Consider the following 26,328-nt stretch of genomic DNA (forward strand, 5'->3'; position numbering starts at 1 on the left):
GTGTTTCCAACTAAATATATACATACGCCCGGGCCCACTGGCCCAGGCGGCCTCTGGAATCCGTAACGCATGGCAAAGAACCTCCTCATCGTCGAATCGCCGGCCAAGGCCAAGACGATCAACAAGTACCTGGGCGCCGATTTCCAGGTGCTGGCGTCGTACGGTCACGTCCGTGACCTGCGGCCCAAGGAGGGTGCCGTCGACCCAGAGCATGGCTTCGCCATGGCCTACGAGGTCATCGACCGCAACGAGAAGCACGTCGACGCGATCGCCAAGGCGGCCAGCAAGGCCAGCGCCATCTACCTCGCGACCGACTTGGACCGCGAAGGCGAGGCCATCTCCTGGCACATCAGCGAGATCCTGAAAGAGCGCGGCCTGCTCGAGGGCAAGAATGTCCAGCGCGTGGTCTTCAGCGAGATCACGCCGAAGGCCATCAAGGAGGCCGTCGCCAACCCGCGCAAGCTCTCGCACGACCTGGTCGATGCCCAGCAGGCCCGCCGCGCCCTCGATTACCTCGTGGGTTTCAACCTTTCGCCGGTGCTGTGGCGCAAGGTGCAGCGTGGCCTCTCCGCCGGGCGCGTGCAGTCGCCCGCCCTGCGCATGATCGTCGAGCGCGAGCTCGAGATCGAAGCGTTCCGGGCTCGCGAGTACTGGACCATCGCCGCCAACCTCACGCACGCCGAAGGCGCCTTCGACGCGCGCCTGGTGAAGCTGGACGGCAAGAAATTCGAACAGTTCGACCTCACCAACGAGGCCGACGCGCACAAGGCGCGCAGCGCGCTCGAGAAGGCCGCCGCCGGCCAGTTCACCGTTGGCGATGTCACCAGCCGCGAGCGCAAACGCCGCCCGGCGCCGCCGTTCACCACGTCCACGCTGCAGCAGGAGGCCGCCCGCAAGCTCGGCTTCTCCACCAGCCGCACCATGCGCGTGGCCCAGGGCCTTTACGAGGGCGTCTCGCTCGGCAGCGAGGGCAACGTCGGCCTCATCACCTACATGCGTACCGATTCTGTGGCCCTGTCGGACGATGCCGTGGCCGAGCTGCGCGACCTCATCGGGCGCGAATACGGCAAGGGCGCGCTGCCTGACGCCGTCCAGGTCTACAAGTCGAAGGCGAAGAACGCCCAGGAAGCGCACGAGGCCGTGCGCCCCACCTCGGCCATGCGCCTGCCGCGCAGCGTGGCGTCGTTCCTCAACGACGACCAGCGCAAGCTCTACGAGCTGATCTGGAAGCGCACGGTCGCCTGCCAGATGCTCCACGCCACCATGAATACCGTCTCGGTCGAGTTCCCCGTGGGTGAGTCGGCGTTCCGCGCCACCGGTACCACCATCGTCGACCCGGGCTTCCTTGCCGTGTACGAGGAGGGCAAGGACCAGAAAAACGAGGACGACGACGAGAACCGCCGCCTGCCGCGCCTCGCCACGGGCGATCGCGTGCCCGTCGCCGCCATCGTCGCCGACCAGCACTTCACCGAGCCGCCGCCGCGTTACTCCGAGGCCAGCCTGGTGAAGGCGCTCGAGGAATACGGCATCGGGCGCCCCTCCACGTACGCCAGCATCATCCAGGTGCTGATCAGCCGCGAGTACGTCATGCTCGACAGCCGCCGCTTCCGCCCCACCGACGTGGGCCGCGCGGTCAGCCAGTTCCTGTCGGGCCACTTCACGCAATATGTCGATTACGACTTCACCGCGCGCCTCGAGGACGAGCTCGATGCGGTGAGCCGCGGCGAGGAGCAGTGGGTGCCCCTGCTCGAGCGCTTCTGGCAGCCGTTCAAGACCCTGGTCGATGACAAGACCGAGAGCGTCGACCGCAGCGAAGCCACCGGCGCGCGCGAACTCGGCGACGACCCGAAGACCGGCAAGCCCGTGTCCGTCCGCCTCGGCCGCTATGGCGCCTACGCGCAGATCGGCACCAAGGACGACGAAGCCAAGCCCACGTACGCCAGCCTGCGCCCCGGCCAGAGCATGCACACCATCACGCTTGAAGAAGCCATGGAGCTCTTCAAGCTGCCGCGCAACCTCGGCCAGTCCGAGGCGGGCGAGGATGTCACCGTCGGCATCGGCCGCTTCGGGCCGTTCGTGAAGCAGGGCAGCACCTACGCCTCGCTCAAGCCCGAGGACGATCCGTACACCATCGAGCTGCCGCGCGCGCTGCAGCTCGTGCAGGAAAAGCTCGAGGCCATCGCCAACCGCACCATCCTCGATTTCGGCAACGGCATCCAGGTGCTCAATGGCCGCTATGGCCCGTACATCACCGACGGCGAGAAGAACGCACGCATCCCGAAGGATCGCGAGCCGAAGACCCTCACCGAAGCCGAATGCGTTGAGCTGCTCGCCGCGGCGCCGGTGAAGAAGCCGCGCGGTGGCAAGGCGGCGAAGAAGGCCGCGACGAAGAAGGCCGCGGTGAAGAAAGAGCCCGCCGCGAAGAAGGCGGCGGTGAAGAAGGCTGCCACCAAGAAAACGGCCACCAAGAAAGCGGCGACGAAGAAGGCCACCGCAAAGACATCCGCGACGAAGAAGGCGGCCACGACGAAGGCGGCGGCCAAGAAGGCCCCGGCGAAGAAAGCGGCCACGAAGAAGGCCGTGGCCAAGAAGACCCCGGCGGCCTGACGTGCATCGGTTCGGGTTGCCCGACGTGGATGCCGCCGCCACGCTCCTGCGCGGCGGCGGCGTGCTCGCATACCCCACGGAGGCCGTCTACGGCCTCGGCTGCGACCCGCACGATCGCGACGCCTTCGAGCGCCTGTTCGCCCTGAAGGAGCGCCCCGCCACGCAGGGCGTGCTGCTCATCGCGGCGGCGTTCGCCCAGGTGGAGCCGTACATCGACCGCGCCGCGGTGCCCGATACCGTCATGGAGCAGGTGCACGCCACATGGCCCGGCCCCAACACCTGGGTGTTCCCGCGCAGCGCGCGCGTGCCCGACTGGGTCGCCGGCGCGCACGCGGGCATCGCCCTGCGCGTGTCGGCGCACCCGCCCGTCGTCGCCCTGTGCCGGGCGTTCGGCGCGCCGCTGGTCTCCACCAGCGCCAACCCCCACGGGCAGCCGCCGGCGCGTGACGTGGGAACGCTGGCGCACTACTTCGGCGAGCGCCTCGAGGGAGCGCTCGAGGCACCGCTGGGTGGCCTCGACCGGCCCACCATCATCCGCGACGCCCTTACCGGCGCTATCATCCGCGCCTGAGGAAGGGGGGAACACCGTGGCGACTGTCCATGAACGTGCCGGGCGCGAAAACGCGCCGTTGCTGCTGCCGCTGCTGGCGGGCGGCCCATCACGCGCCATCGCGTGGCGCGATCGCCAGGCCATCAGCGCCGCCACGTTCCTCGCGCACGTGCGGCAGGTGGCGGCCTTGCTGCCCGAGGCCGTGGGCGCCGTGAACCTGTGCGAAGACCGCTACGCGTTCCTCGTCGCCTTCACCGCGCTGGTGCTGCGTGGCCAGGTGAACCTGCTGCCGCCGTCGCGCGCGCCGCACGCCGTCGACGAAGTGATGGCGAACCACGCCGGCTGCTACGCCATCGGCGAGCTGGCGCTCGACCCCGCACCCGCGGGCTACCTGCGCATGCCGGCGCTCGACGCCGCCGCGCTGGCCCATGGCGAGGTGCCATCGATCGCCGCCGACGCCATCGTCGCCATCGGCTATACCTCGGGTTCCACGGGCAAGCCCAAGCCCAACATCAAGACGTGGGGCAGCTTCCACGCCAGCAACACCGGCAATATCCAGATGCTCAACGCCGCCATCGGCGGGCCGTTCGATATCGTGGCCACCGTGCCGCCGCAGCACATGTACGGCATGGAGATGTCGGTGGTGATGCCGCTGATGTCCGAGGTCAGCGTCCACGCGGGGCGCCCGTTCTTCCCGGCCGACGTGGCCACCGCGCTGGCGTCGATGCCCGAGCCGCGCGTGCTTGTCACCACGCCGGTGCACCTGCGTGCCATGGTCGAGTCGGGGGTGCGCCTGCCTTCGCTGGCCGCCTTCGTTTCCGCGACGGCGCCGATGCCGGTGGAGCTGGCCCGCGAGGCCGAGGCGTGCTTCGACGCGCCGCTGCACGAAGTGTTCGGCTCGACCGAGACCTGCGTGTTCGCCAGCCGCCGCACGGCCGTCGAAGAGGAATGGTCGCTCTACGAGGGCACCACCCTGCATTCGCAGCCGGATGGCACCCTGGTCGATGCGCCACAGCTGGCGGAACCGATGGCCCTGGCCGACATCGTCACGTTGCATGGGGGTGGCCGCCGCTTCCGGCTGTGTGGCCGCAACACCGACCTGCTCGAAATCGCGGGCAAGCGTGCGTCGCTGGGCGACCTCAACCGCCGCCTGCTCGCCATCGAGGGCGTGCGCGATGGCGTGTTGTTCCAGCTCGACGAGCCGGATACCGCCGGGGTCCGGCGCATCGCCGGCCTGGTGGTGGCCCCCGGCCTCACGGCGGACACAGTCATGGCCGCCCTGCGCGCCGCCATCGATCCCGTCTTCCTGCCGCGCCCCCTTCGCCTCGTCGAGGCCCTGCCGCGCAACGAGACGGGCAAGCTGCCCCGTGGCGCCCTGCTGGCGCTGGTGCAGCGCTAGGGCAGGTTACAATCGCCGGTCCTCGAACCGGAGATCCCCATGAAAGTCCTCGTCATCGGTAGCGGCGGCCGCGAACACGCCCTGGCCTGGAAGCTCGGCCAGTCGCCGCGCGTCGACGAGGTGATCGTGGCCCCCGGCAACGCCGGCACGGCGATGGAACCCGGCCTGCGCAATGCCAGCGTGGCCGTCACCGATATCGACGGCCTGCTGGCGCTGGCGAAGGCCGAGGGCGTGGGCCTCACCGTGGTGGGCCCCGAAGTGCCCCTCGTGGCCGGGGTGGTCGACCGCTTCACCGCCGAGGGCCTGCGTTGCTTCGGCCCGCGCGCCGCCGCCGCGCAGCTCGAGGGCAGCAAGGCGTTCGCCAAGGCCTTCCTCGAGCGCCATGCCATCCCCACCGCGCACTACGCCGTGTTCACCGACCTCGAGCCGGCCCTGGCCCACGTGCGCGACAAGGGCGCGCCCATCGTCATCAAGGCCGACGGCCTGGCGGCGGGCAAGGGCGTGGTCGTGGCCATGACCCTGGGCGAGGCCGAGGCCGCGCTGGCGGACATGCTCGGCGGCAAGGCTTTCGGCGATGCCTCGTCGCGCGTCGTCATCGAGGAATTCCTCGACGGCGAGGAGGCCAGCTTCATCGTCATCGCCGACGGCACCCATGCCTTGCCGATGGCCACCAGCCAGGACCACAAGCGCCGCGACGACGGCGACCACGGCCCGAACACCGGTGGCATGGGCGCCTATTCGCCGGCACCGGTCGTCACGGAGGAGGTGTCGGCCCGCGTCATGCGCGAGGTCATCGCCCCGACGCTCGCCGGCATGGCCGCCGATGGCGTGCCGTTCACCGGGTTCCTCTACGCGGGCCTGATGATCGACAAGGCAGGTACGCCCCGGGTCATCGAGTTCAATGTCCGCTTCGGCGACCCGGAGACGCAGCCGATCATGCTTCGCCTCCAGTCCGACCTGGTCGACCTCGTGGAAGCGGCGCTTGATGGCGATGTGCGCCGCGTGCAGGCGGAATGGGACCCGCGCCCGTCGCTGGGCGTGGTGCTGGCGGCGGGTGGTTACCCCGGCAAGGTGCGTTCGGGCGATGTCATCACCGGTGCCGATGCGGATTTTGGCGCCGATGTGAAGGTGTTCCACGCGGGCACCGCGCTCGATGCGCAGGGCCAGCCCACCACGGCCGGTGGCCGCGTGCTCACCGTCTGCGCCCTGGGCAGCGATGTCGCGGCCGCGCGCGCGGCCGCCTACAAGGCCGTCGAGGGTATCCGGTTCGCCGACGTCTATTACCGCCACGACATCGCGCACCGCGCCCTCGCGAGGCGCTGAACCCGCATCGCCTTGCCGGGCGGGTGGGCTACACTTCGTCGAAACCTACAGGGTGACCACGGATGTCCCAGTTTTCATTGCTCGGCAAGCGCCGTTTCGCGCCGTTCTTCTGGACGCAGGCGCTTGGCGCGTTCAACGACAACGCGTTCCGCAACGCCATGGTCATGCTCGTGGCGTTCCAGATGGCGCTGCCCGATAGCCAAGTGTCGCTCTACACGAACCTGGCCCCCGCGCTGTTCATCCTGCCGTACTTCCTGTTCTCCGCGACCGCCGGCCAGCTCGCGGAGAAGTTCGAGAAGACGCGGATCATCCGCTACGTGAAGCTGTTCGAGATCGCCGCCATGGCCATCGCGGCCATCGGCTTCCATACGCACCACATCTCGCTGCTGTTGCTGGTGCTGTTCCTCATGGGCGTGCACTCCACGGTGTTCGGCCCCATCAAGTATTCGATCCTGCCGCAGGCGCTGGAGCGCAGCGAGCTGGTGGGCGGCAATGCGCTGGTGGAAACCGGCACGCAGCTGGCCATGCTCATCGGCATGATCGTCGGCAATTCGCTGATGCTGATCGAGGGCTACGGCACGCTGGCGGCGTCGCTCACCACCATCGCCATTGCGGTGGCGGGTTACCTCGTGTGCCGCGCCATCCCATCCGCGCCGGCCACGGCGCCCGAGCTGCGCTTCAACTGGAACCCCCTCTCCGAAACCTGGCGCGTGCTGAAGCTGACGCACGAGGATCGCGCGGTGTTCAACGCGGTGCTGGGCATCTCGTGGTTCTGGTTCTTCGGCACGGTGATGATCGCGCAGCTGCCGAACTACACGCGGCACGTGCTGGGTGGCGATGGCTCGGTCAACACGCTGGTGCTCACGCTGTTCTCGCTGGGCACGGGCATCGGCTCGCTGCTGTGCGAGAAACTGTCGCGCAAGCGCGTCGAGATCGGCCTCGTGCCCATGGGCGCGTTCGGCCTTACCGTGTTCGCCATCGACCTGTATTTCGCGCGGCCGGCGGTCGCGGCGGGTGCCTCGCTGACATGGCACGCGTTCCTTGCCGTGCCCGGCGCCTGGCGCGCGGCCATGGATCTCACGCTCATTGGCGCGTTCGCCGGCTTCTACGTCGTGCCGCTGTTCGCATTCGTGCAGAGCCGCGCGCCGCGCGAGCGGCTGTCCCGCATCATCGCGGGCAACAACATCGTCAACGCGCTGCTGATCTGCATTGCGTCGGGTTTTGGCATCGGCCTCACGGCCATGGGCCTCGATACGCCCACCATCTTCCTCGTCACCGGGCTCGTGAACATCGCCGTGGCGGTGTACATCTTCACGCTGGTGCCCGAGTTCATGATGCGGTTCATGACCTGGGTGCTGGTGAACACGCTATACCGGGTGCGCGTCGATGGCCTCGCGAACGTACCCGACGAAGGCGCGGCGGTGGTCGTCTGCAACCACGTGAGCTTCATGGATCCGCTGATCCTCATGGCGTGCGTGCGCCGGCCCATGCGTTTCGTCATGTACTACAAGATCTTCAACATCCCGGTGCTGAATTTCATCTTCCGCACGGCCAGGGCGATCCCCATCGCCGGGCGCAACGAGGATCCCGCGCTGATGGAAAAAGCGTTCGAGGCCATCGATGCCGCGCTCGCCGGGGGCGAGGTGGTGTGCATCTTCCCGGAGGGTGGCCTCACGCGCGATGGCTCGATCCAGGCCTTCCGCCCGGGCATCGACCGCATCCTGGCCCGCCGGCAGGTGCCCGTCGTGCCGCTGGCGCTACGTGGCATGTGGGGCAGCATCTTCAGCCGTCGCGACGGCATGCTGCGCCGCGCGCGGCTGCCACGGCGGTTCTGGTCGCGCATCGAACTGGTGGGTGGCGCAGCCTACCCCGGGGGCGCCGCCAACGCGGCGGTGCTCGAGGCGCGCGTCAGCGAGTTGCGCGGCGACAAGGCCTGAGGCGGCGCGGCCTCAGGCGAACCACGCTGCCAGGTCCACCACGGCGACCACCGCCAGCCACACCACCAGCACGCGGCGGATGACGCGGCGCGCATCCTCGAGTTCAGTCACCGGGTCGCTCACGTCCTGCGCGTAGCCGTCACCGGCTTCCACGTCGGCATCGACGCCCGCGCGGGCCACGGCGCCGAGGAAACCAGGGTCGAGGTGCGAACGCGGGCTGCCGCTCTGGCGGTGCCATGTTTTCCAGGCGGTGATCACCGCGTCGAAATCCGAGACCAGCGCCATGGCGAACACCATCAGGTGGGCGGGGAGCCAGTCCAGCGCATCGGCCACCCGGCGCGCCGCGGCACGCGTGGCGGTATCGAGCGCCAGCGCGGCGTCACGGCCCAGCACCTGGGCGAGGCGGTAGCCCAGTGCGCCGGCGGGCCCCAGGAGGAAAAACCACAGCAGCACGCCGAAGCGGCGGCGCAGCGCCGCGTAGAAGGTGGCTTCGACCAGCGCGGGCGCGAACCAGGGCAGCGGATCGGCGTCGACGCGCAGTGCCGCCACGGCCTCGTCGCGGCGGAGCACGTCGGGTGCGCGGGTGATGTTGTCGATATCCGTTTCGATCTCGCGCGGCCCAAGGCTGTAGACGAGCACGAGCACGGCGAAGATGAGCCAGGCGAGGTCGAACAGGGGCAGGGCGCGGAACACGCCGGCGATGATGGCGCAGGCCACCACCGGCACCAGCAGCACGATGGCGACGCGGCCTGCGCCCGCCGTATCGCCCATGCGGCCCACCCAGCTGCGGAACCAGCGATCGTCGCGCCAGCGGGCCAGCTGCGGCACGCTCCAGGCGATGACGAGGGCAATGAGGACGGCGAGCAATCGTAAGGCCATGGCGTGCGCATTCAGCGGGACATGGCCCGATTGTAGGCGAAGCCTTAGCGCTTCGGCGCGTTCGCCACCAGTTCGCCCAGGCTGACGCCGCGAAGCGCGAGCCAGTGCTCGATCAGGCGATACGACACGGAGAGCGGTGGCGGTACGCCCAGCGTGCCCGCTGCCATGCCGCTGACGATATCGTCGGCCGTGAACCAGCGGGCATCTTCCAGCTCGTCGTCGCGCAGGCGGATATCGCGCGACGCCGCCACGGCGGTGAAGCCGACCATGAGCGAGGCCGGCATGGGCCAGGGCTGCGACGAGTGGTAGGTGGCGTGGAGCACCTCCACGCCAGACTCCTCGCGGACCTCGCGTTTCACCGCGTCCTCGAGTGATTCACCGGGCTCGATGAAGCCGGCCAGCGTGGAGTACCGCCCTTGCGGCCAGCCGCGCTGGCGGCCGAGGAGGCAGGCGTCGCCGTGCTCGACGATGACGATGATGGCCGCGTCGGTGCGCGGGAAATGCAGGTGGGCGCCATCGGGGTTCGTGCATTGCACGCGGTGCCCGGCAGCGACGACGACCGTGGGTGCGCCGCACAGCGTGCAGTAGCGCGTCTGGCGCTGCCAGTGCGTCACGCCCTTGGCGTAGGCGAAGAGGCCGGCCTCGAACGCGTCGAACAGGAGGCCGGCCTCGCGCAGCGACATGCGCCGCGCCCCGGTCAGGGTCTCGTAAAGTTCGCCGTGGGCTTCATCGAGCACCAGCGTGAACCACGCCCGGCCGTCGGCGAGGCCCAGCAGCGTGGCGACGACATCGCCGAAGCGCTCGTTGCGCATGCTGGGCGGCATCCAGCACGGCGTGTCGGCGTCACCCGCGACGAAGGCCTGGCCTTCGGTGTCGAGCACGAGGAAGCGGGTTTCCGCGCCGCGCTCGGTTTCTTCCACCCAGAGGCGATCGTCGCGGCGCTCGGCCATGCGATCGATGGCGATGCCGGCGAAGACGTTTTCCCTGGCGCGCGTGGCGGCAGCCTTGTCCCGCTCCTGCCCGGCGCTCACTCAGCCGGGCCGGTCAGGCGCTGAACGACGACCCGCAACCGCAGGTCGTTTTCGCGTTGGGGTTGCGGATGACGAACTGCGAGCCGCTGAACGATTCGGCGTAGTCGATCTCGGCGCCCGTGAGGTATTGCAGCGAGAGGGGATCGACCACCAGCGTGACGCCCTCGCGCGAGATGGCGAGGTCGTCCTCGGCCTGGTCCTCGTCGAACGTGAAGCCGTACTGGAAACCCGAGCAGCCGCCGCCACTGATATACACGCGCAGCTTGAGGCCGGGGTTGCCTTCCTCTTCGATCAGTTCGTGCACCTTGCGGGCGGCCGCCTCGGTGAAGACCAGCGGTGCGCCAGCCGACCGGTAATCCGGCGCGCCGGTAGGGGCCATGGGGAATGGGTTGTTCATGCCGACCATAATGGCGCCGTTCGCCGCGAGGTCAAGCCTCAGGAGAGGGCCGGGGCGGCGTCGATGGCCTGCTGGGCCAGCTGGCGCACCGTCACCGGGGCACGGTGGATCATCTTGCCGTTCACCTGGGCGCCCGCGGCCATTTCCAGCACCTGGTAATGGACATCGCCCTCGACGCGGGCAAGGGCGGCCAGTTCGAGCCGCTCCGCCACGTCGATATCGCCGGTGACGCCACCATTGATGACCGCATGGGGCACCTCGACGCGGCCGATGACCCGGCCTGTCTCGCTGATGGTGAGAACGCCATCGCTGCCGGGATCGGCATGGACGGAGCCCTCGATGGTGCCGTCCAGATGCAGGGCCCCCGAGAAATGCACGTCACCGCGAACGGTGACCCCGCGGGCGATGAGGCTGGTGGCGGCGGCCCCGACGGACGGGGTGGGGCTCTTACGGCTGCTGCTGAACATTGGCGACCTCGTCGGTTCGGGCGGCGTCGGCCCAGGCCACGGTGGACGTGGCCGAATCGCCGCCATCGGCGCCGGCGACGACGCGCAGGCGGGTGGGCTTGAAGCCGGCGGGCACGGTGAAGCTACCCTGGACTTGTTGGAAGTACTTGAACGCGAAGGGCACGCCCTTCGAGGTATCGGACTGGCCCAGGGCGGCGCCCTCGAGCGTGGCGACCTTGTCGCCCTCGATGCCCTCGACGGCCACCTTCACGCTGCCCTTGACCAGGTCGCCGCGCCGCGCGTTCTGCGTCAGCGTGACCACGAGGTTCCAGGCATTCGGCGTGCCAGGCACGGTAGAAACCCGGGCGGCCTGGATCTTCAGGCCGTCGCGTTGCCCGCCGCCGCCGACCAGCCGCGCATAGAACGCCAGGTCGGTGCGGAGGCCGCTGATCTCCTCGTCGCGCTCGGAGAGGTTCCTCTTGAGTTCCTTCGTAGCAACGTCGGCCACCTGGCCCGCGCGCTGCAGGTTGGCCACCTGCTGGCGCAGCTCGTCATTCTCTGCCCGCAACTGGGTGGCGTGGCCCGCGGGCGCCCGTGCAAGCCCCGAGGGGCCTGCCGAAAACGCCCATGCCAGTGCGGCGGCCGCGGCGACGGAGGCCGCCCAGCCCGCGCCGAGCAGGAGCTTCATGCGGCGCTCGCGCGCTGCGTCGTGCGTGCGCACGACGAAACGTGGCGGTTGGCGTGGCGCCATGGGCGGGCTCGTGCAGGAGACGTGAAGGGGCGATGGTATAGCCCCTGCGTTTCGAAATGGTCAAGGACGCCGGCCGCGGATGAAAAAAGGCCGCCTTGCGGCGGCCTTTGGTTGGGTCAATGCTCCAGGGAGCCGACCTTGCTGAGCATGTAGCGCTCGGGGCCGATATCCGAGATGAGGCTGAACTGCGTCTCGAGCCAGTCGATGTGCTCTTCTTCCTGGCCAAGGATGAACTTGAACAGGTCGCGGCTCACGAAATCATGGATGCCTTCGCTGTACGCGATGGCTTCGCGCAGATCCTTCGTGGCGACCATCTCGAGGTCGAGATCGCCCTGCAGGCATTCGACGACGTTCTCGCCGATGCGCAGCTTGCCCAGGTGCTGGAGGTTCGGCAGGCCATCGAGGAAGAGGATGCGCTCGATGAGCTTGTCCGCGTGCTTCATTTCCTCGATCGATTCTTCGTACTCGTGCTTGGCCAGCTCGTTGTAGCCCCAGTCCTTGAACATCCTGTAATGCAGGAAGTACTGGTTGATGGCGGCCAGCTCGTTGTAGAGGACCTTGTTGAGGTATTCGATGACCTTCGCGTCGCCCTTCATGTGGCGTCTCCCTGGGAATGCAGGGCAAGACTATACGTGGACGCGAATCGACATGGCGTAACGAGAATGCGTCCGCTTCCCGGACGCATGCCCTGTGGGAGCGCGCTTGCGCGCGATGCCCCTTAAGCCGTAACGGGAAGGAACCCAAGCACCGCCGGCTGCGAGGCCACCGCCTCGCGCAGGCACTGCCGGGCCTCGGGCTCGCATGCGCCGCAGCAATCGGAGCAGCCCGTGCGGGCCTGGAGCTCGGCAAAGGTGGCGACGCCCTCGGCCGCGTGGCGGCGGATGGCGTGGTCGGTGACGGCGTTGCACATGCAGATGTACATGGTGCGAATTCGAACGCGAATGCGAACGATTGTCAACACCACAAATGTGAAGGCCTGTGGGAGCGCGCTCGCGCGCGATGCCTCTACTCGCCCGCCTCGCGCGCCTGGCGGAGCAGCTCGGCCTGCTGCGGGCAGGTGCCCACCTCGACACTGCAGACCGTCTCCACGGTGGGTGCGAACTGCCTCAGGGCACGCTCGTACACCTGCCGCTTGAAGTTCACCACGTGGTTGGCGGGGTACCAGAAATCGACCCAGCGCCAGATGTCGAACTCGGGCTTCTCACAGTTATCCAGCTTGAGGGCATCCTCACCGCCGGTGAGACGGAGCAGGAACCACACCTGCTTCTGGCCGATGCAGGTGGGGCGCTGGTGGTGGCGGACAAAGCGGTTGGGCAGGCGGTAGCGCAGCCAGCCACGGGTCTCGGCCAGCACCTCGACGTGGTGCTCCTTCAGGCCGGTTTCTTCTTCCAGCTCGCGGAACATGGCCTCAAGCGGGGTTTCATCGCTGCGCATGCCGCCCTGGGGGAACTGCCAGCCATCACGATTGACCCGGCGCGCCCAGAACAGGCGGCCGTCCGCGTTAAGCAGGACGATCCCCACGTTCGGTCGATAGCCATCTGCGTCGATCATCAGCCCTCCGCGATACGCTCGCGTTGGGTCGATTCAACCACGGCCCGACAAGTGGCTTCAAGGCGCCCCTTGATCGGCGAGCCAGCCCCGATTAAACTGCCCGGCCTTCGCGGGCCAGCCCGCGGACGACCAGGTTCCATGGCTAGGTAGCTCAGCTGGTCAGAGCGCGGCACTCATAATGCTGAGGTCGGCGGTTCGAGCCCGCCTCTAGCCACCATTTGAAACGAAGAAGCCGCCCCGGTCTCCCGGGGCGGCTTTTTTCTTGCTCCCTAAAGCCGTGCCTCGAACTCAGGCGGGGCATCGAGCACGACGCGGGCCAACTCCACCACGTTATGTACGCGGAGCTTGGCCATCAGGTTCGAGCGGTGCAGTTCCACGGTCTTCGGGCTGATGCTGAGTTCGCTGGCGATCACCTTGTTCAGCTTGCCCAGCATGATGCCGTCCAGCACCTGCGATTCGCGCGGCGTGAGCGAGACGCCCGCGGGCAGGCTGGCCGTGCCTGCTGCATCGATGTCCGCTGCCTCGGGCTCCTCGCCCATCGGCACGAGGAATACCGCCTGGAACGCCGTCGCGGAAACTTCGATCGACTCACGGGTCACGCGGTAGCGCCGGCGCGCGGCGTGGCGCTCCGTGTAAAGGTATTCATCGGGCCGGGTGGTGGCGACCAGGTGCGCCTCCAGCCACGCGGGGCCGGCGCGCCCCCGGCCAATGCCGAACTCACGCTGGAACGCGGCGTTGACCATGACGGCCTTCGCCCCATCGCTTCGCCAGACCACGCAGGGCCAGGGCAACGCGGAAAACACTCCCTCGGCCAGCACGCACGGGCGCGGCTGGTCGGCGGTCTCACGGCCAAGGCACATCGATGCCTCCTTCTGTGAACCTTCCGGTTTGGGCGGTGCCCCCTCGCGCCGCCAGCTAGTTACCACTGCAACCGTTGCGTCATGAAAGGTCAATGAACCCGGCGGCCGGATCGGCCAAACTGCGATGGCCGTCGTGAAGCGGCCACGGCCCCGGTCACGCCGCCGCCATTCGCTACAATGCGCGCCATGCGTATCTTCAAGACGTTCAATATCGAAGCGGCCCACCGGCTGCCCAACGTGCCCGAGGGCCACAAGTGCGCCCGTCTCCATGGCCATTCGTTCCATGTCGAGCTGCACGTGGAAGGGCCCATCGACCCGGTTTTTGGCTGGGTCATGGATTTCGGCGACCTCAAGGCGGCGTTCAAGCCGCTGTATGAGCGGCTCGACCACAACTACCTCAACGACATCGCGGGGCTCGAAAACCCCACCAGCGAGAACCTTGCCCGCTGGATCTTCGACCACCTCAGGCCGGACGTGCCGCTGCTTTGCAAGGTGGTGGTCCACGAAACCTGCACTTCGGGCGCCGAGTACGCTCCGTAAGGCCGGGCGCGTGTTCGCCACCTGAAACCTGTCATCGCAATAAAATGTGGTTGCTGCCCTGCAACAGGCGGGACTACACTCCGGCACCTCCCCGTTTCCCCGACGGTTATCCCGATGGTGCATGTAAACGCTTACGCCGACCTTGCCCGGTTCGTGGAACAGGCCGCCGCCGCGCAGGCGCTTGCCTGGCGCGGCATGGAGCGCGTGGCCGATCTCCAGCTGCAGGCCCTCGAGGGGCATGCGCGCGCGGCCACGGGCCTCATGGCGGATGCGATGCAGGCGCAGGATGCCGACGCACTGCGCGCCGTGATGGCGCGAGGCGGCGAACTGCAGCGGGAGGGCGTCGAGCGGGCCGCAACGGCCGCCGGCGACATCATGGGCGTGGCCGTGCAGACGGCCACCTCCCTCGGCGCATTGGTGGGCCAGCCCGCCAGGGCCTGACCCACCGCCGCTCCCTCGCCAACGACGCGACGGATCGTCGCGCCGGCGGGTGGTTATGCACTTTCGTCGCTTGTCCGGCCGTTTAGGCCACTGGTATACTTTTCCAGATTAAACCGTGGCCCGTTGAACCATCTGGTGCCGCCTTCGAGCGAAACCACGGGAGCCTCGCGTTGCTGAACAGTCTTGTCGCCGGTCGTCACCTTGCCATGCGCGTGGTTTCCACGCAGCTCGCGGTGGCTGTCGTCGCGGGGCTCGCTTTCTGCCTGCAAGGGCGTGCCGCTGGCGTGGCCGCGTTCGCAGGTGCGCTCATCGTCGCGTTCGCCACCGCGCTGCTAGCTGCGCGAGCGTTCAGCACGCTGGGCGGGGCAGGGGCAACGTTCATGCGGTTCCTCGTGGGCATGATCCTTCGCTGGATCATCCTCATTGGTGGACTGCTGCTCATCCTGGTTCAGTGGAAGCTGCCATTCTTGCCAACATTGGTTGGCCTGGTGGCGGCTTACGCGGTCAACGTATTCGCATTCAGATTCAAGGGTTGAGGCATGGCTAGCGAACCGCAGGGCGGTCTAACCGAATACATCCAGCACCACCTTAACCACATGACGGTGAACTTCAGCGCCGATCATTTCTGGTTCTGGAACCTGCGTGCTGACTCCATCATCATCTCGTTCGTCCTCGGCGCCATCTTCTGCCTGTGGTTCTGGCTGTTCGCGCGCAAGGCCACCTCGGGCGTGCCGTCCAAGGGCCAGGCGCTTATCGAGCTCATCATCGAGTTCGTCGATACCCAGGTGAAGGACACCTTCCACGGCGATCGCCGCACGGTCACGCCGCTGGCCCTGTCCATCTTCATGTGGGTCTTCCTCATGAACGCCATGGACCTGCTGCCGGTGGATCTGTACGGCTGGATCGTGACCACCGTCGCGGGCCCCGAAGTGGCCCACCACACCTATGGCCGCGCCGTGCCCACGGCCGACATCAACACCACCGTCGGCCTGTCGGTCGCCGTGCTGATCATCGTCATCAGCCACGGCATCAAGGCCAAGGGCGGCTTCGGTTTCGGCAAGGAGATGCTGACCGCGCCGTTCCATGCGGAAAGCACGGGCGCCAAGATCGTCCTGCTTATCCCCAACCTGCTTCTTAACATCGTCGAGACCCTGTCGAAGCCCGTGTCGCTCGCCATGCGACTGTTCGGCAACATGTACGGCGGCGAACTGGTGTTCATGCTGATCGCCGGCCTGATGGTGAGCTGGATCGGCTTCGTGCCTGGCGTCTTGTTCAACACGGCGTGGGCGATCTTCCACATCCTGATCATCGCCCTCCAGGCGTTCATCTTCATGATGTTGACGATCGTCTACATCGCCACGGCACGTGAACACCACTAACTCACCGCACCGACGTTAGACCCAGTCCAGTTTCGTTTCGCTTCCACCCTTTCGTCATCTTAGATATCCCAGGAGAACACCATGGAACTCACCGCACTCTTCGCACACGTGCAGGGCATGACCGCTATCGCCATCGGCGTGATCATCGGCCTCGGCGCGCTCGGCGCCTGCCTTGGCATCGCGATCATGGGCTCGAAGTTCCTCGAGTCGGCCGCCCGCCAGCCCGAGCTGGTCCCGCTGCTCCAGGGCCGCATGTTCCTGCTCGCCGGCCTGATCGACGCGGCGTTCATCATCGGCCTCGCCATCGCGCTGCTGCTCGCCTTCTCGAACCCGCTGATCAACGTGCTGCGCACCGCCACCGGCGGCTAAGCACCTGTTCGTGTTTGTCGCCGTGGCCCTGGTGCCACGGCGACCGTCAGTACCCCAGCGTTCGGAGTCTTTGGAGAGATCATGGAAATCAACATGACCTTCCTGGGCCAGATGATCTCGTTTGCGATCCTGGTCTGGTTCACCACCAAGTTCATCTGGCCCCAGCTCAACGGTGCCATCGAAGAACGCCAGAAGAAGGTGGCCGAGGGGCTCGCCGCGGCGGAGCGCGCCCGCGCCGAGCTGAAGGACGCCGACGCCAAGGTCGCGGCCGAGATCAAGCAGGCCCGCCAGCAGTCCACCGACATCATCGACAAGGCGCAGGCCCAGGCCAACGCCATCATCGAGAAGGCTCGCGTCGAGGCCACCGAAGAGATCAACCGCCTCAAGGCCCAGGCCCAGGACGAGATCGCTTCCATGGCGCAGCGCGCGCGTGAACAGCTGCGCGAGCAGGTGGGCACGCTCGCCATCAAGGGTGCGGAAAAGATCGTCCAGCGTGAAATCGATCCGGCGGCCCACAAGGCGCTGCTCGACCAGCTCGCTGCCGAGATCTGACCATGGCCCAGGCGCTCACCCTCGCCCGTCCGTATGCGCGTGCCGCCTTCGAGGTGGCACACGCAGCCGGTGCGCTCGCCGACTGGTCGGCGGCGCTCAATTTCGCCGCCGCGGTCGCGGTCGACCCCCAGGTCGCCGGCCTCGGCAACGATCCGCGCGTGCAGCCGGCGCAGCTGGTCGCGATCCACCTCCCGCAAGGCATGGCCGCCGATGCGCCGTTCGCCCGTTTCCTCGAGGAACTGGCTGAAAACGGCCGCCTGCACCTGTTGCCGGAAATCGCCGCGCTCTACGACCAGTACAAGCTGGAGTCGGAGTCGACCCTGAAAGTCACGGTCACCAGCGCGCTGGATCTCGACAACGCCCAGGCCGAGGCGCTGCGCGCCTCGCTCAAGCGCCGCTTCAAGCGCGAGATCGAACTGGATACGCACGTCGACCCGGCGCTGCTCGGTGGTGTCGTCATCGACACGGGCGAACAGGTCATCGACGGTTCGGCGCGCGGCCGCCTGCAGCGGCTGGCCAGCGTGCTGACGCACTGATTACGAGCTTCTCATACCACCGGGTGCCGCTGAAGCGGCGCAGCCCAAGGAACCGACCATGTCCAGCACCACTCTGAACCCGTCCGAGATCAGTGAGCTGATCAAGACCCGCATCGAGCAGTTCAAGCTCGGTGCCGAGGCACGCAACGAAGGCACCATCATCAGCGTGTCCGACGGCATCGTGCGCATCCACGGCCTGGCCGACGTGATGCAGGGCGAAATGATCGAACTGCCGAACGATACCTACGCCCTCGCGCTCAACCTCGAGCGCGACTCGGTCGGCGCCGTGGTGCTCGGTGAATACCAGCACCTGCGCGAAGGCGACACCGCCAAGACCACCGGCCGCATCCTCGAAGTGCCGGTCGGCCCGGGCCTGCTCGGCCGCGTCGTCGACGCGCTGGGCAACCCCATCGACGGCAAGGGCCCGATCAACGCCGCCGGCTCCTCGCCGATCGAAAAGGTCGCGCCGGGCGTCATCTGGCGCCAGTCGGTCGACCAGCCGATGCAGACGGGCTACAAGTCCATCGACTCGATGATCCCGATCGGCCGCGGCCAGCGCGAGCTGATCATCGGCGATCGCCAGACGGGCAAGACCGCCGTCGCCATCGACGCCATCATCAACCAGAAGCACTCGGGCATTAAGTGCATCTACGTGGCCATCGGCCAGAAGCGCAGCTCCATCGCGAACGTGGTGCGCAAGCTCGAAGAAAACGGCGCGCTGGCCAACACCATCGTCGTCGTGGCCTCGGCTTCCGAAGCCGCCGCCCTGCAGTACGTCGCGCCGTACTCCGGCTGCGCCATGGGTGAGTACTTCCGCGACCGCGGCGAAGACGCGCTCATCGTGTACGACGATCTCTCGAAGCAGGCCGTGGCCTACCGCCAGATCTCGCTGCTGCTGAAGCGCCCGCCGGGCCGCGAAGCCTACCCGGGCGACGTCTTCTACCTGCACTCGCGCCTGCTCGAGCGCGCCTCGCGCGTCAGCGCCGAGTACGTCGAGAAGATGACCAACGGCGAAGTGAAGGGCAAGACGGGTTCGCTCACCGCGCTGCCCATCATCGAAACCCAGGCGGGCGACGTCTCGGCCTTCGTGCCCACCAACGTCATCTCCATCACCGACGGCCAGATCTTCCTGGAAACCGATCTGTTCAACGCGGGCATCCGCCCGCCGGTGAACGCCGGTATCTCGGTGTCGCGCGTTGGTGGCGCCGCCCAGACCAAGATCATCAAGAAGCTGTCCGGTGGCGTGAAGCTCGCCCTCGCGCAGTACCGCGAGCTGGCTGCGTTCGCGCAGTTCGCATCCGACCTCGACGCCGCCACCCGCGCCCAGCTTGATCGCGGCCAGCGCGTCACCGAGCTGATGAAGCAGCCGCAGTACTCGCCGCTCTCCATCGCCGAGCTCGGCCTGTCGGTGTTCGCGGCCGAGAAGGGCTACCTCGACGACCTGCCGGTCAACAAGGTGCTTGCGTTCGAGAAGGGCCTGCACGCCTTCTTCCGCCAGAACAACGCCGACCTGATGACGAAGATCGACGCCACCGGCGACTGGGACAAGGACATCGAGGCCACCTTCAAGGCGGGCACCGACGAGTTCAAGAAGACCGGTAGTTGGTAAGGGCGTAAAGAGTGAAGCGCCAGTCGTCAGTTGCACGGTGTAACTGACGATTGAGCCGGCAACGCCGGCGCACGCTTGACGATTTACCCTCCTCAGTTTTCACGCTTTACGTAACGGCGAGTACCCATGGCTAGCGGCCGCGAAATCAAAACCAAGATCAAGAGCACGCAGAACATGCGCAAGGTGACGCGTGCGCTCGAAATGGTCTCGGCGTCGAAGATCCGCAAGGCGCAGGACCTGATGAAGGCCTCGCGCCCGTATGCGCGCCTGATGCGCAAGGTCATCGCGCACGTCGCCCAGGCCAGCACCGACTTCACCCACCCGTTCCTCACCGAGCGCGAAAACGTCGCCCGCGTCGCCTTCATCGTGGTGTCGACCGATCGCGGCCTCGCCGGTGGCCTCAACTCGAACCTGTTCCGCCGCATGCTCACGGCCATCCGCGAGTGGCAGGGCAAGGGCGTCGAGGTCGATATCGTGGCCGTGGGCCAGAAGGCCGTGCAGTTCTTCCGCCGCATCAAGGGCGTGAACCTCATCGGCACCGCCACGCACCTCGGCGAGAAGCCCAAGGTCGAAGACCTCGTCGGCGTCATCAAGGTGGTCCTCGACGCCTACACCGACAACAAGCTCGATCGCGTTTTCCTGGCCTACAACGATTTCGTGAACACCATCGTGCAGAAGCCGGCCGTCGAGGCCCTACTGCCCGTGTCGCTGGTCGCGAAGGAGCTGGAAGACGCCAAGGGCGCCGCGGCCGAGGGCGTCAAGGTCGAGCAGACCCACGACTGGGATTACATCTACGAGCCGGATGCGCGCACGGTGCTCGAGCACCTGATGACGCGTTACATCGAGTCGGTGGTGTACCAGGCGGCGCTTGAGAACCTGGCCTCCGAGCATGCCGCGCGCATGGTCGCCATGAAGGCCGCGTCCGATAACGCCACCAAGGTCATCGGCGAGCTCACGCTCAGCTACAACAAGGCCCGCCAGGCCGCGATTACCCAGGAAATCTCGGAAATCGTGGGCGGCGCCGCCGCGGTTTAAACGAACACGCCATGGCGACGCAACCTGCGGCGCCGCTACAGAACCTAAGAAAGATTCATCCGGAGCACATCCATGAGCCAGGGTAAAGTTGTCCAGATCATCGGCGCCGTCGTCGACGTCGAATTCCCGCGTGACCAGGTTCCCGAGATCTACGACGCACTGAAGATCGACGGCACCGAGATCACGCTCGAAGTGCAGCAGCAGCTGGGCGACGGCATCGTCCGTTGCATCGCGCTGGGCTCCACCGACGGCCTGCGCCGCAACCTCATCGCCAAGAACACCGGCGCGGGCATCAAGGTGCCGGTCGGCAAGGCCACCCTCGGCCGCATCATGGACGTGCTGGGCAACCCCATCGACGAAGCCGGCCCCATCGGCGCGCAGGATGCCTGGGAAATCCACCGCGAAGCCCCGTCGTACGACGACCAGGCCTCGGCCAGCGAACTGCTGGAAACCGGCATCAAGGTCATCGACCTGATGTGCCCGTTCGCCAAGGGCGGCAAGGTCGGCCTGTTCGGCGGCGCCGGCGTGGGCAAGACCGTCAACATGATGGAGCTCATCAACAACATCGCGAAGGCGCACTCGGGCCTTTCCGTGTTCGCTGGCGTGGGCGAGCGTACCCGCGAGGGCAACGACTTCTACCACGAGATGAAAGACTCCAACGTCCTCGACAAGGTCGCGATGGTGTACGGCCAGATGAACGAGCCGCCGGGCAACCGCCTGCGCGTGGCGCTCACGGGCCTCACCATGGCTGAGTACTTCCGCGACGAGAAGGACGAGAGCGGCAAGGGCAAGGACGTGCTGCTGTTCGTCGACAACATCTACCGTTACACGCTGGCCGGTACCGAAGTGTCGGCGCTGCTGGGCCGCATGCCGTCGGCCGTGGGCTACCAGCCCACGCTCGCCGAGGAAATGGGCGTGCTGCAGGAGCGCATCACCTCCACCAAGTCGGGTTCGATCACCTCCATCCAGGCCGTGTACGTGCCCGCGGATGACCTTACCGACCCGTCGCCGGCCACTACGTTCGCCCACCTTGATGCGACCGTCACCCTGAGCCGCAGCATCGCCTCGCTGGGTATCTACCCGGCGGTGGATCCGCTCGACTCGACCAGCCGCCAGCTCGACCCGGCCGTCATCGGCGACGAGCACTACAACACGGCCCGTCGCGTCCAGCAGACCCTGCAGCGCTACAAGGAACTGAAGGACATCATCGCCATCCTCGGCATGGACGAGCTGTCGCAGGAAGACAAGGAAGCCGTGTCGCGCGCCCGCAAGATCGAGCGTTTCTTCTCGCAGCCGTTCCACGTGGCCGAAGTGTTCACGGGCTCGCCGGGCAAGTACGTGGCCCTGAAGGAAACCATCCGCGGCTTCAAGATGATCGTGGACGGCGATGTCGACCACCTGCCGGAGCAGGCGTTCTACATGGTCGGCGGCATCGACGAAGCCATCAAGAAGGGCGAGGAGATGGGCGCGAAGAAGGCCGCGTAAGCGCCTGCTTTCCCCATCACCTACGCACTGGATAAAAGCCCATGACCCACACCATCCGCGTCGACATCGTCAGCGCCGAAGCCGAGATCTTCTCCGGCGAAGCCACGCTCGTGGTCGCCACCGGTGAGCTTGGCGAGCTGGGCATCGCGCCGCGCCACGCACCGCTCATCACCCGCCTGAAGCCGGGCCATGTCGACGTGGTCGGCACCAACGGCGAGCGCCAGCAGTTCTACGTTTCCGGCGGCATCCTCGAGGTGCAGCCGCAGGTGGTCACCATCCTCGCCGACACGGCCGCCCGCGCGGCCGACCTCGACGAGGCCGCGGCCCTCAAGGCGAAGGAAGAAGCGGAGGCCGCCCTGGCCAACCGCGGTGAGCAGCTCGACGTGGCGGAGGCCCAGGCCAAGCTCGCCGAAGCCCTTGCCCAACTGCAGGCGCTGGAGCGCCTGCGCAAGACGCTGAAGCACTAGCCGAATCGCGCAAGCGCCCATGGCTAATTGAAAAAACCCCGCCCCGGCGGGGTTTTTTCTTGCCCGTCTTCATCGCGCGAAGACCTCGTGCACGCCACACTGCCCGCCATGCACGTCCGTTACCGCCGCAGCCTGTGGGTCATCCTTGCCATCGCGCTCGTCCTGCTGGCGGCGCGCATCGCCATGCCGTGGGTGGTGCTGAACCAGCTCAACAGCCGCTTGGCGCACATGGGCTCATATGCGGGCCACATCGACGACATCGACATCCACCTGTGGCGTGGCGCGTATTCGCTCGATGGCCTGCGCATCACCAAGGTGGACGGGAAGCTGCCCGTCCCGCTATTCGACGCCCAGCGCACCGATATCTCCCTGAGCTGGCCCGCGCTTACCCGCGGGCACCTGCGCGGCAAGGTGGAGTTCGATGAGCCAACGCTCAACTTCGTCGACGGCAAGGGCGAGGGCGATACGCAGACGGGCAAAGGCGTGGATTGGCGCGAGCAGCTGCGTGCCATCGTGCCCACCCGCATCGACGAGCTTCACGTGGTGAACGGCACCGTGACCTTCCACAACTTCGTGTCCAGCCCGAAGGTGGACCTGAAGATGACCGACGTGAACGGCACGGTCACCAACCTCACCAACGTGCAGCGCCAGGGCGGCTCGCGCGTGGCGCACCTCGATGCCACGGCGCACATTCTTGGCGATGCCCCACTGCAAACGAAGGCCGAATTCGATCCGCTCGAGAAGGCCGGCGATTTCAGCTACGAACTCACCGTGCGCAACATCAAGCTGGTGCGCGCCAACGACCTTGTCCGCGCGTACTCCGGCCTGGACTTCGCCGGTGGCGAGGGCGAGTTCGTAATGGAGCTGCAGGCCAGGGACCGCAAGCTCAACGGTTACGCCAAGCCGCTGTTCCGCAACCTGCAGATCTTCAGCTGGAAGCAGGATGTGCAGCAGGAAAAGAAGAACCCGCTCAAGCTGGCGTACGAGGCCGTGGCCGAGGGCGTCACGAAGGTGTTCAAGAACCAGTCGAAGGACCAGTTCGCCACGCGCGTGCCCATCTCCGGCACGATCGACGACCGCAGCATGTCCACCTCGCAGGCCATCGTGGGCATTCTCCGCAACGCCTTCGTCGAGGCGTACAAGCCCAACCTCGAGCACCTCACCGCCCGGCCGGACGACGAGAAGAACTAGCCGGCGAACCGGCTAGTGCGGACGAAGGACTTGGCATCGCCGCCCCAAACGCGCGAAAGTGCGCCCCTGATGAACTGGCAGGCACGCCCATGTCCCAACCGCTGCACGTCCTGATCCTCGCCGCCGGCGAGGGCAAGCGGATGAAATCCGCCTCGGCCAAGGTCCTGATGCCGCTTGCCGGCCGGCCCCTCCTCACCCACGTGATCGACGCCGCCCGCGCCCTGGGGCCCACGGGCGTCCACGTGGTGTACGGCCATAACGGCGACCAGGTGCGCAAGGCCTACGAGGCGGATGCCGCGCTGGGCTGGATCGAGCAGCGCGAGCGGCTCGGCACGGGCCACGCGGTGCGCACGGCTCTTGAAGCCCTGCAGGCCAGCGGCAACCTGGCGGGTCGCGTGCTCGTGCTCTACGGCGACGTGCCGCTGATCCGCAGCGAGGTGCTCGCCGAGCTGGTCTCGGGCGACGACGGCCTGGCCATGCTGGCGACGCGCCTTGCGAATCCCACCGGCTACGGCCGCGTGGTGCTCGACGCGGCGGGCAAGGTGCGCCAGATCGTGGAAGAAAAGGATGCCAGCGCGGCGCAGCGCGCCATCGACGTGGTCAACACCGGCATCGTCGCCGGCGATGCCGCGAAGCTGCTTGCATGGACACAGCGCCTCGGCAACAGCAACGCGCAGCGCGAGTACTACCTCACCGACGTTTTCGAGATGGCAGCCGCCGAAGGCACGCCCGCGGCATGTGTCGACTGCGACCGGGTCGATGCCTCCGGCGCCAACGATCCCTGGCAGCTCGCTGGGCTGGAGGCGATGTACCGTGAGCGCATGGCGCGGCAGCTCGCGCTCGCCGGGGTGCGCCTCGCCGACCCGGCGCGGATCGACGTGCGCGGCAAGGTCACGGCGGGGCGTGATGTCGAGATCGACGTGAACGTGGTATTCGAAGGCGAGGTGGAGCTCGGCGACGATGCCCGCATCGGGCCTTTCACCCGCGTGCGCAACGCAAAGCTTGCCGCGGGAACCGTGGTGCTCGCGCACTGCGACCTCGATGGCGTGGTCACGCATGGCCCCTGCATCATCGGCCCCTTCGCGCGCCTGCGCCCGGGAACCGACCTTGCCGAGGGCGTGCACATCGGCAATTTCGTGGAGACGAAGAACGCCGTGATCGCCGCAGGCTCCAAGGCCAACCACCTCACCTACCTGGGTGATGCGGTGATCGGCAGCAAGGTGAACATCGGTGCCGGCACCATCACGTGCAACTACGATGGCGTCAACAAGAGCCGCACCACCATCGAGGATGGGGTGTTCGTGGGCTCGAACAGCTCCCTCGTGGCGCCCGTGACACTGGGGGCCGGTTCCACCATCGGCGCCGGCAGCGTCATCAATCGCGATGCGCCGGCGAACGAACTGACACTGTCGCGCGCCCGCCAGACGACGATCGCCGGCTGGCATCGCCCGACGAAGAAATAAGCCGCGGTTCTCTTTGCTTCAACAGGGATTAGCGGATCAGCGGTAACGCCACCCGTCGATTTCCACCAGCAGCTCTTCACGGCAGATATCGCCGTGGACCATGAGCAGCGGCGCCGTGGGCCAGTGCGCATCGGCGAAGGCCTTCACCGTGGCGGCATCCCCGGCATGGCGAACGTAGGCTTTCAGGGGCGCGCGGGCGTCGAAGCCCGCCGGCACGCCACCGTTCGCCAGCAACGCATCGAGGTTGCGGCCGGTTTCGGCCAACTGGGCGGCGAGATCGCCCGTGTGCGCGGAGGCATGCCCCACCACGGCCGCGGTGCCCGAGATGGCCAGCACATCGTCGGCGGGCAACAGCGTGCCGCGGGCGAAGCTGGGGGGCGTGCGGCCGTACTGGCGCGGGTACTGCCAGGCGCTGACCTGGCGCGGGTTCTCCACGCGGCTGCCCGGGCGGTCGGTGGCCAGCAGGTACACCTGCAGCAGCCCCTTCGCCCCGTGGTGGCCAATGGCGGAGGCGGCCGGGAAGCCCTTGGCGAAGACCTCGCCCATGCCCGCGATGCGGCCCGTGCAGAACTGCTTGTAGCGCTCGTCGTCGCCGGCGCCGACGTTGATGTCGCCGAGGTAGTTCCAGATGCGCTGGACGTGGCACTCCGGTGCGGCGGCGACAAAGGCCGACAGCAGGCGGTAGGCGTATGCGGCAGCGCCTTCGGGGCCGGCGTGGTCGGCTTCGAAGCATTCCACGGCGGCGTAGAGCCAGCCGCCACCGCGCGCCCAGCGCAGGTCGCCGTCACTGCCGGCCACCACGTCGCCATCGACCGTCCACAGCTCGACCGGGGCCTCGCCCAGGGGCTCCAGCGCCACGCGCAGCCAGCGCGGGTCGTTGCTGACCGCGGCCGCCGACCCGAAGCCGAACGCGGCCAGCGTGCCGGGCGGCAGGGCGCCCGCCGGCGGTTCGCGGTACGTGACCGTGGGGGCGTTGGGGGCGGCGAGCGGGGATCGCTCGCGCATTTCGCTACCAGTGCGCATCGAGGCTTCCATAAAGACGCTGGCCCCATCATATCCTGCGCCCGCCCCCGGCGTTCACGGCGGGCCCTTCACGTGGCTGAATACAGGCCCGGCAGCCGGTGAAAAGCCCTGTGTTACACTCCGCCGCCGCTGCCATCCGGGGGGAGGCAGGCATCATCCGGGGAACACAGAGCACCATGGCAACGCAAACCGAAGCACAAAAAGAACTCGCTGAACTGATCGTCACCAGCCTCAACCTGGAGACGGTGAAGCCTGCCGACATCGACCCCGAAGCGCCCCTGTTCGGCGGCGACCTCGGCCTGGATTCGATCGACGCGCTGGAAATCGCCCTCGCGGTGTCCAAGCGCTACGGCTTCCAGCTGAAGTCCGACAACCCGGATAACCGCACCATCTTCACCAGCCTGCGCACGCTGTCCGAGCACATCGAACAGAACCGCGCGGCCGCCTGACGGCCGTTCAGGCCGCACTGAGGTCCGCCATGGTTTGCTTCGGGCAAGCCGGGGCCCC

General features: G+C 67.3%; 29 protein-coding genes and 1 tRNA gene. 20 read left to right on the forward strand and 10 right to left on the reverse strand.

What is annotated here, in order from left to right; genetic code table 11:
- The first annotated feature begins 69 nt into the window (after positions 1 to 69).
- From VI08_RS08310 to VI08_RS08330, 5 genes are all read left to right on the forward strand, one after another.
- Positions 70 to 2,607 (forward strand): DNA topoisomerase I, encoded by a 2,538-nt coding sequence (locus VI08_RS08310; RefSeq protein WP_045829100.1) that lies wholly within the window; start codon positions 70 to 72, stop codon positions 2,605 to 2,607.
- Between the two features lies 1 nt (position 2,608).
- Entirely contained in the window at positions 2,609 to 3,178 is a 570-nt protein-coding gene (locus tag VI08_RS08315) for an L-threonylcarbamoyladenylate synthase (protein WP_045829101.1), read from the forward strand.
- 16 nt (positions 3,179 to 3,194) lie between these two features.
- The gene (locus VI08_RS08320) at positions 3,195 to 4,556 is read left to right on the forward strand and encodes an AMP-binding protein (RefSeq protein ID WP_045829102.1); all 1,362 of its coding nucleotides are present in this window, start codon (positions 3,195 to 3,197) and stop codon (positions 4,554 to 4,556) included.
- Between the two features lie 39 nt (positions 4,557 to 4,595).
- Positions 4,596 to 5,879 carry a phosphoribosylamine--glycine ligase gene (gene purD / locus VI08_RS08325; protein WP_045829103.1) on the forward strand — a complete coding sequence of 428 codons (1,284 nt, stop codon included), beginning with the start codon at positions 4,596 to 4,598 and terminating at the stop codon, positions 5,877 to 5,879.
- Positions 5,880 to 5,941: 62 nt separating this feature from the next.
- Positions 5,942 to 7,816 carry an MFS transporter gene (locus tag VI08_RS08330; protein WP_045829104.1) on the forward strand — a complete coding sequence of 625 codons (1,875 nt, stop codon included), beginning with the start codon at positions 5,942 to 5,944 and terminating at the stop codon, positions 7,814 to 7,816.
- A gap of 12 nt (positions 7,817 to 7,828) precedes the next feature.
- Here the strand turns inward: VI08_RS08330 and VI08_RS08335 are convergent, their stop codons facing one another.
- The 8 genes from VI08_RS08335 to VI08_RS08370 form a co-directional block, all read right to left on the reverse strand.
- The gene (locus VI08_RS08335; protein WP_045829105.1) at positions 7,829 to 8,695 is read right to left on the reverse strand and encodes a hypothetical protein; all 867 of its coding nucleotides are present in this window, start codon (positions 8,693 to 8,695) and stop codon (positions 7,829 to 7,831) included.
- A 44-nt stretch (positions 8,696 to 8,739) separates the two neighbouring features.
- Complete coding sequence (gene nudC, locus VI08_RS08340) at positions 8,740 to 9,726, reverse strand: NAD(+) diphosphatase (protein WP_232309500.1); 987 nt, start codon at positions 9,724 to 9,726, stop codon at positions 8,740 to 8,742.
- Positions 9,727 to 9,739: 13 nt separating this feature from the next.
- Positions 9,740 to 10,123, reverse strand: coding sequence for an iron-sulfur cluster insertion protein ErpA (gene erpA / locus VI08_RS08345; protein ID WP_157006468.1), 384 nt, complete (start codon positions 10,121 to 10,123; stop codon positions 9,740 to 9,742).
- 38 nt (positions 10,124 to 10,161) lie between these two features.
- A complete protein-coding gene (locus VI08_RS08350; protein ID WP_045829107.1) occupies positions 10,162 to 10,590 on the reverse strand; it encodes a bactofilin family protein in 429 nt (142 codons plus the stop codon).
- Positions 10,571 to 11,320, reverse strand: coding sequence for a DUF6776 family protein (locus VI08_RS08355; RefSeq protein WP_045829108.1), 750 nt, complete (start codon positions 11,318 to 11,320; stop codon positions 10,571 to 10,573). Before VI08_RS08355 ends, VI08_RS08350 begins: the two co-directional genes overlap by 20 nt.
- Before the next feature lie 116 nt (positions 11,321 to 11,436).
- A complete protein-coding gene (gene bfr / locus VI08_RS08360) occupies positions 11,437 to 11,916 on the reverse strand; it encodes a bacterioferritin (protein WP_045829109.1) in 480 nt (159 codons plus the stop codon).
- Between the two features lie 122 nt (positions 11,917 to 12,038).
- Positions 12,039 to 12,242: a (2Fe-2S)-binding protein gene (locus VI08_RS08365; protein WP_045829110.1), complete on the reverse strand. Its 204-nt coding sequence runs from the start codon at positions 12,240 to 12,242 to the stop codon at positions 12,039 to 12,041.
- 83 nt (positions 12,243 to 12,325) lie between these two features.
- A complete protein-coding gene (locus VI08_RS08370; RefSeq protein WP_045829111.1) occupies positions 12,326 to 12,871 on the reverse strand; it encodes an RNA pyrophosphohydrolase in 546 nt (181 codons plus the stop codon).
- Between the two features lie 140 nt (positions 12,872 to 13,011).
- On the opposite strand from VI08_RS08370, the gene VI08_RS08375 reads away from it, so the two are divergent.
- Positions 13,012 to 13,088 (forward strand) — tRNA-Met (locus VI08_RS08375).
- 52 nt (positions 13,089 to 13,140) lie between these two features.
- Here VI08_RS08375 and VI08_RS20805 read toward each other — a convergent pair.
- On the reverse strand, positions 13,141 to 13,731 hold the full coding sequence (locus tag VI08_RS20805; protein ID WP_052697784.1) for a LuxR C-terminal-related transcriptional regulator: 591 nt from the start codon (positions 13,729 to 13,731) through the stop codon (positions 13,141 to 13,143).
- Positions 13,732 to 13,917: 186 nt separating this feature from the next.
- On the opposite strand from VI08_RS20805, the gene queD reads away from it, so the two are divergent.
- The 13 genes from queD (at position 13,918) to glmU (ending at position 24,798) form a co-directional block, all read left to right on the forward strand.
- Positions 13,918 to 14,271, forward strand: coding sequence for a 6-carboxytetrahydropterin synthase QueD (gene queD, locus VI08_RS08385; protein WP_045829112.1), 354 nt, complete (start codon positions 13,918 to 13,920; stop codon positions 14,269 to 14,271).
- Positions 14,272 to 14,385: 114 nt separating this feature from the next.
- Positions 14,386 to 14,712 (forward strand): phasin family protein, encoded by a 327-nt coding sequence (locus tag VI08_RS08390; protein ID WP_045829113.1) that lies wholly within the window; start codon positions 14,386 to 14,388, stop codon positions 14,710 to 14,712.
- 170 nt (positions 14,713 to 14,882) lie between these two features.
- On the forward strand, positions 14,883 to 15,248 hold the full coding sequence (locus VI08_RS08395) for an ATP synthase subunit I (protein WP_232309501.1): 366 nt from the start codon (positions 14,883 to 14,885) through the stop codon (positions 15,246 to 15,248).
- 3 nt (positions 15,249 to 15,251) lie between these two features.
- Positions 15,252 to 16,091 carry a F0F1 ATP synthase subunit A gene (gene atpB / locus VI08_RS08400; protein WP_045829115.1) on the forward strand — a complete coding sequence of 280 codons (840 nt, stop codon included), beginning with the start codon at positions 15,252 to 15,254 and terminating at the stop codon, positions 16,089 to 16,091.
- A gap of 81 nt (positions 16,092 to 16,172) precedes the next feature.
- Positions 16,173 to 16,460, forward strand: a complete 288-nt coding sequence (gene atpE, locus VI08_RS08405; protein WP_045829116.1) for a F0F1 ATP synthase subunit C — start codon at positions 16,173 to 16,175, stop codon at positions 16,458 to 16,460.
- An 81-nt stretch (positions 16,461 to 16,541) separates the two neighbouring features.
- A complete protein-coding gene (locus VI08_RS08410) occupies positions 16,542 to 17,012 on the forward strand; it encodes a F0F1 ATP synthase subunit B (RefSeq protein ID WP_045829117.1) in 471 nt (156 codons plus the stop codon).
- 2 nt (positions 17,013 to 17,014) lie between these two features.
- The gene (locus tag VI08_RS08415) at positions 17,015 to 17,548 is read left to right on the forward strand and encodes a F0F1 ATP synthase subunit delta (RefSeq protein WP_045829118.1); all 534 of its coding nucleotides are present in this window, start codon (positions 17,015 to 17,017) and stop codon (positions 17,546 to 17,548) included.
- 58 nt (positions 17,549 to 17,606) lie between these two features.
- Positions 17,607 to 19,157, forward strand: a complete 1,551-nt coding sequence (atpA, locus tag VI08_RS08420; protein WP_045829119.1) for a F0F1 ATP synthase subunit alpha — start codon at positions 17,607 to 17,609, stop codon at positions 19,155 to 19,157.
- A gap of 126 nt (positions 19,158 to 19,283) precedes the next feature.
- Positions 19,284 to 20,192 (forward strand): F0F1 ATP synthase subunit gamma, encoded by a 909-nt coding sequence (atpG, locus tag VI08_RS08425; RefSeq protein ID WP_045829120.1) that lies wholly within the window; start codon positions 19,284 to 19,286, stop codon positions 20,190 to 20,192.
- A gap of 72 nt (positions 20,193 to 20,264) precedes the next feature.
- Entirely contained in the window at positions 20,265 to 21,677 is a 1,413-nt protein-coding gene (atpD, locus tag VI08_RS08430) for a F0F1 ATP synthase subunit beta (protein WP_045829121.1), read from the forward strand.
- A gap of 41 nt (positions 21,678 to 21,718) precedes the next feature.
- Entirely contained in the window at positions 21,719 to 22,144 is a 426-nt protein-coding gene (locus tag VI08_RS08435) for a F0F1 ATP synthase subunit epsilon (protein ID WP_045829122.1), read from the forward strand.
- Positions 22,145 to 22,252: 108 nt separating this feature from the next.
- Entirely contained in the window at positions 22,253 to 23,335 is a 1,083-nt protein-coding gene (locus VI08_RS08440) for a DUF748 domain-containing protein (protein ID WP_045829193.1), read from the forward strand.
- Between the two features lie 89 nt (positions 23,336 to 23,424).
- Positions 23,425 to 24,798, forward strand: coding sequence for a bifunctional UDP-N-acetylglucosamine diphosphorylase/glucosamine-1-phosphate N-acetyltransferase GlmU (glmU, locus tag VI08_RS08445; protein ID WP_045829123.1), 1,374 nt, complete (start codon positions 23,425 to 23,427; stop codon positions 24,796 to 24,798).
- A gap of 36 nt (positions 24,799 to 24,834) precedes the next feature.
- Here the strand turns inward: glmU and VI08_RS08450 are convergent, their stop codons facing one another.
- Positions 24,835 to 25,821, reverse strand: a complete 987-nt coding sequence (locus VI08_RS08450; RefSeq protein ID WP_045829124.1) for a pteridine-dependent deoxygenase — start codon at positions 25,819 to 25,821, stop codon at positions 24,835 to 24,837.
- A 176-nt stretch (positions 25,822 to 25,997) separates the two neighbouring features.
- On the opposite strand from VI08_RS08450, the gene VI08_RS08455 reads away from it, so the two are divergent.
- A complete protein-coding gene (locus tag VI08_RS08455; protein WP_045829125.1) occupies positions 25,998 to 26,270 on the forward strand; it encodes a phosphopantetheine-binding protein in 273 nt (90 codons plus the stop codon).
- Positions 26,271 to 26,328 lie beyond the last annotated feature (58 nt).

It is taken from the genome of Luteibacter yeojuensis, from assembly GCF_000964085.1.
GTDB classification, from domain to species: Bacteria; Pseudomonadota; Gammaproteobacteria; order Xanthomonadales; family Rhodanobacteraceae; genus Luteibacter; species Luteibacter yeojuensis_A.

Coding starts and splice junctions, on each gene's coding strand:
- VI08_RS08310 (WP_045829100.1), top strand. CDS start 70: ATGGCAAAGAACCTCCTCATCGTCGAATCGCCGGCCAAGGCCAAGACG.
- purD (WP_045829103.1), top strand. CDS start 4,596: ATGAAAGTCCTCGTCATCGGTAGCGGCGGCCGCGAACACGCCCTGGCC.
- VI08_RS08330 (WP_045829104.1), top strand. CDS start 5,942: ATGTCCCAGTTTTCATTGCTCGGCAAGCGCCGTTTCGCGCCGTTCTTC.
- VI08_RS08335 (WP_045829105.1), bottom strand. CDS start 8,695: ATGGCCTTACGATTGCTCGCCGTCCTCATTGCCCTCGTCATCGCCTGG.
- erpA (WP_157006468.1), bottom strand. CDS start 10,123: ATGAACAACCCATTCCCCATGGCCCCTACCGGCGCGCCGGATTACCGG.
- VI08_RS08350 (WP_045829107.1), bottom strand. CDS start 10,590: ATGTTCAGCAGCAGCCGTAAGAGCCCCACCCCGTCCGTCGGGGCCGCC.
- VI08_RS08355 (WP_045829108.1), bottom strand. CDS start 11,320: ATGGCGCCACGCCAACCGCCACGTTTCGTCGTGCGCACGCACGACGCA.
- bfr (WP_045829109.1), bottom strand. CDS start 11,916: ATGAAGGGCGACGCGAAGGTCATCGAATACCTCAACAAGGTCCTCTAC.
- VI08_RS08365 (WP_045829110.1), bottom strand. CDS start 12,242: ATGTACATCTGCATGTGCAACGCCGTCACCGACCACGCCATCCGCCGC.
- VI08_RS08370 (WP_045829111.1), bottom strand. CDS start 12,871: ATGATCGACGCAGATGGCTATCGACCGAACGTGGGGATCGTCCTGCTT.
- VI08_RS20805 (WP_052697784.1), bottom strand. CDS start 13,731: ATGTGCCTTGGCCGTGAGACCGCCGACCAGCCGCGCCCGTGCGTGCTG.
- queD (WP_045829112.1), top strand. CDS start 13,918: ATGCGTATCTTCAAGACGTTCAATATCGAAGCGGCCCACCGGCTGCCC.
- VI08_RS08390 (WP_045829113.1), top strand. CDS start 14,386: ATGGTGCATGTAAACGCTTACGCCGACCTTGCCCGGTTCGTGGAACAG.
- atpB (WP_045829115.1), top strand. CDS start 15,252: ATGGCTAGCGAACCGCAGGGCGGTCTAACCGAATACATCCAGCACCAC.
- atpE (WP_045829116.1), top strand. CDS start 16,173: ATGGAACTCACCGCACTCTTCGCACACGTGCAGGGCATGACCGCTATC.
- VI08_RS08410 (WP_045829117.1), top strand. CDS start 16,542: ATGGAAATCAACATGACCTTCCTGGGCCAGATGATCTCGTTTGCGATC.
- VI08_RS08415 (WP_045829118.1), top strand. CDS start 17,015: ATGGCCCAGGCGCTCACCCTCGCCCGTCCGTATGCGCGTGCCGCCTTC.
- atpA (WP_045829119.1), top strand. CDS start 17,607: ATGTCCAGCACCACTCTGAACCCGTCCGAGATCAGTGAGCTGATCAAG.
- atpG (WP_045829120.1), top strand. CDS start 19,284: ATGGCTAGCGGCCGCGAAATCAAAACCAAGATCAAGAGCACGCAGAAC.
- atpD (WP_045829121.1), top strand. CDS start 20,265: ATGAGCCAGGGTAAAGTTGTCCAGATCATCGGCGCCGTCGTCGACGTC.
- VI08_RS08435 (WP_045829122.1), top strand. CDS start 21,719: ATGACCCACACCATCCGCGTCGACATCGTCAGCGCCGAAGCCGAGATC.
- VI08_RS08440 (WP_045829193.1), top strand. CDS start 22,253: ATGCACGTCCGTTACCGCCGCAGCCTGTGGGTCATCCTTGCCATCGCG.
- glmU (WP_045829123.1), top strand. CDS start 23,425: ATGTCCCAACCGCTGCACGTCCTGATCCTCGCCGCCGGCGAGGGCAAG.
- VI08_RS08450 (WP_045829124.1), bottom strand. CDS start 25,821: ATGCGCACTGGTAGCGAAATGCGCGAGCGATCCCCGCTCGCCGCCCCC.
- VI08_RS08455 (WP_045829125.1), top strand. CDS start 25,998: ATGGCAACGCAAACCGAAGCACAAAAAGAACTCGCTGAACTGATCGTC.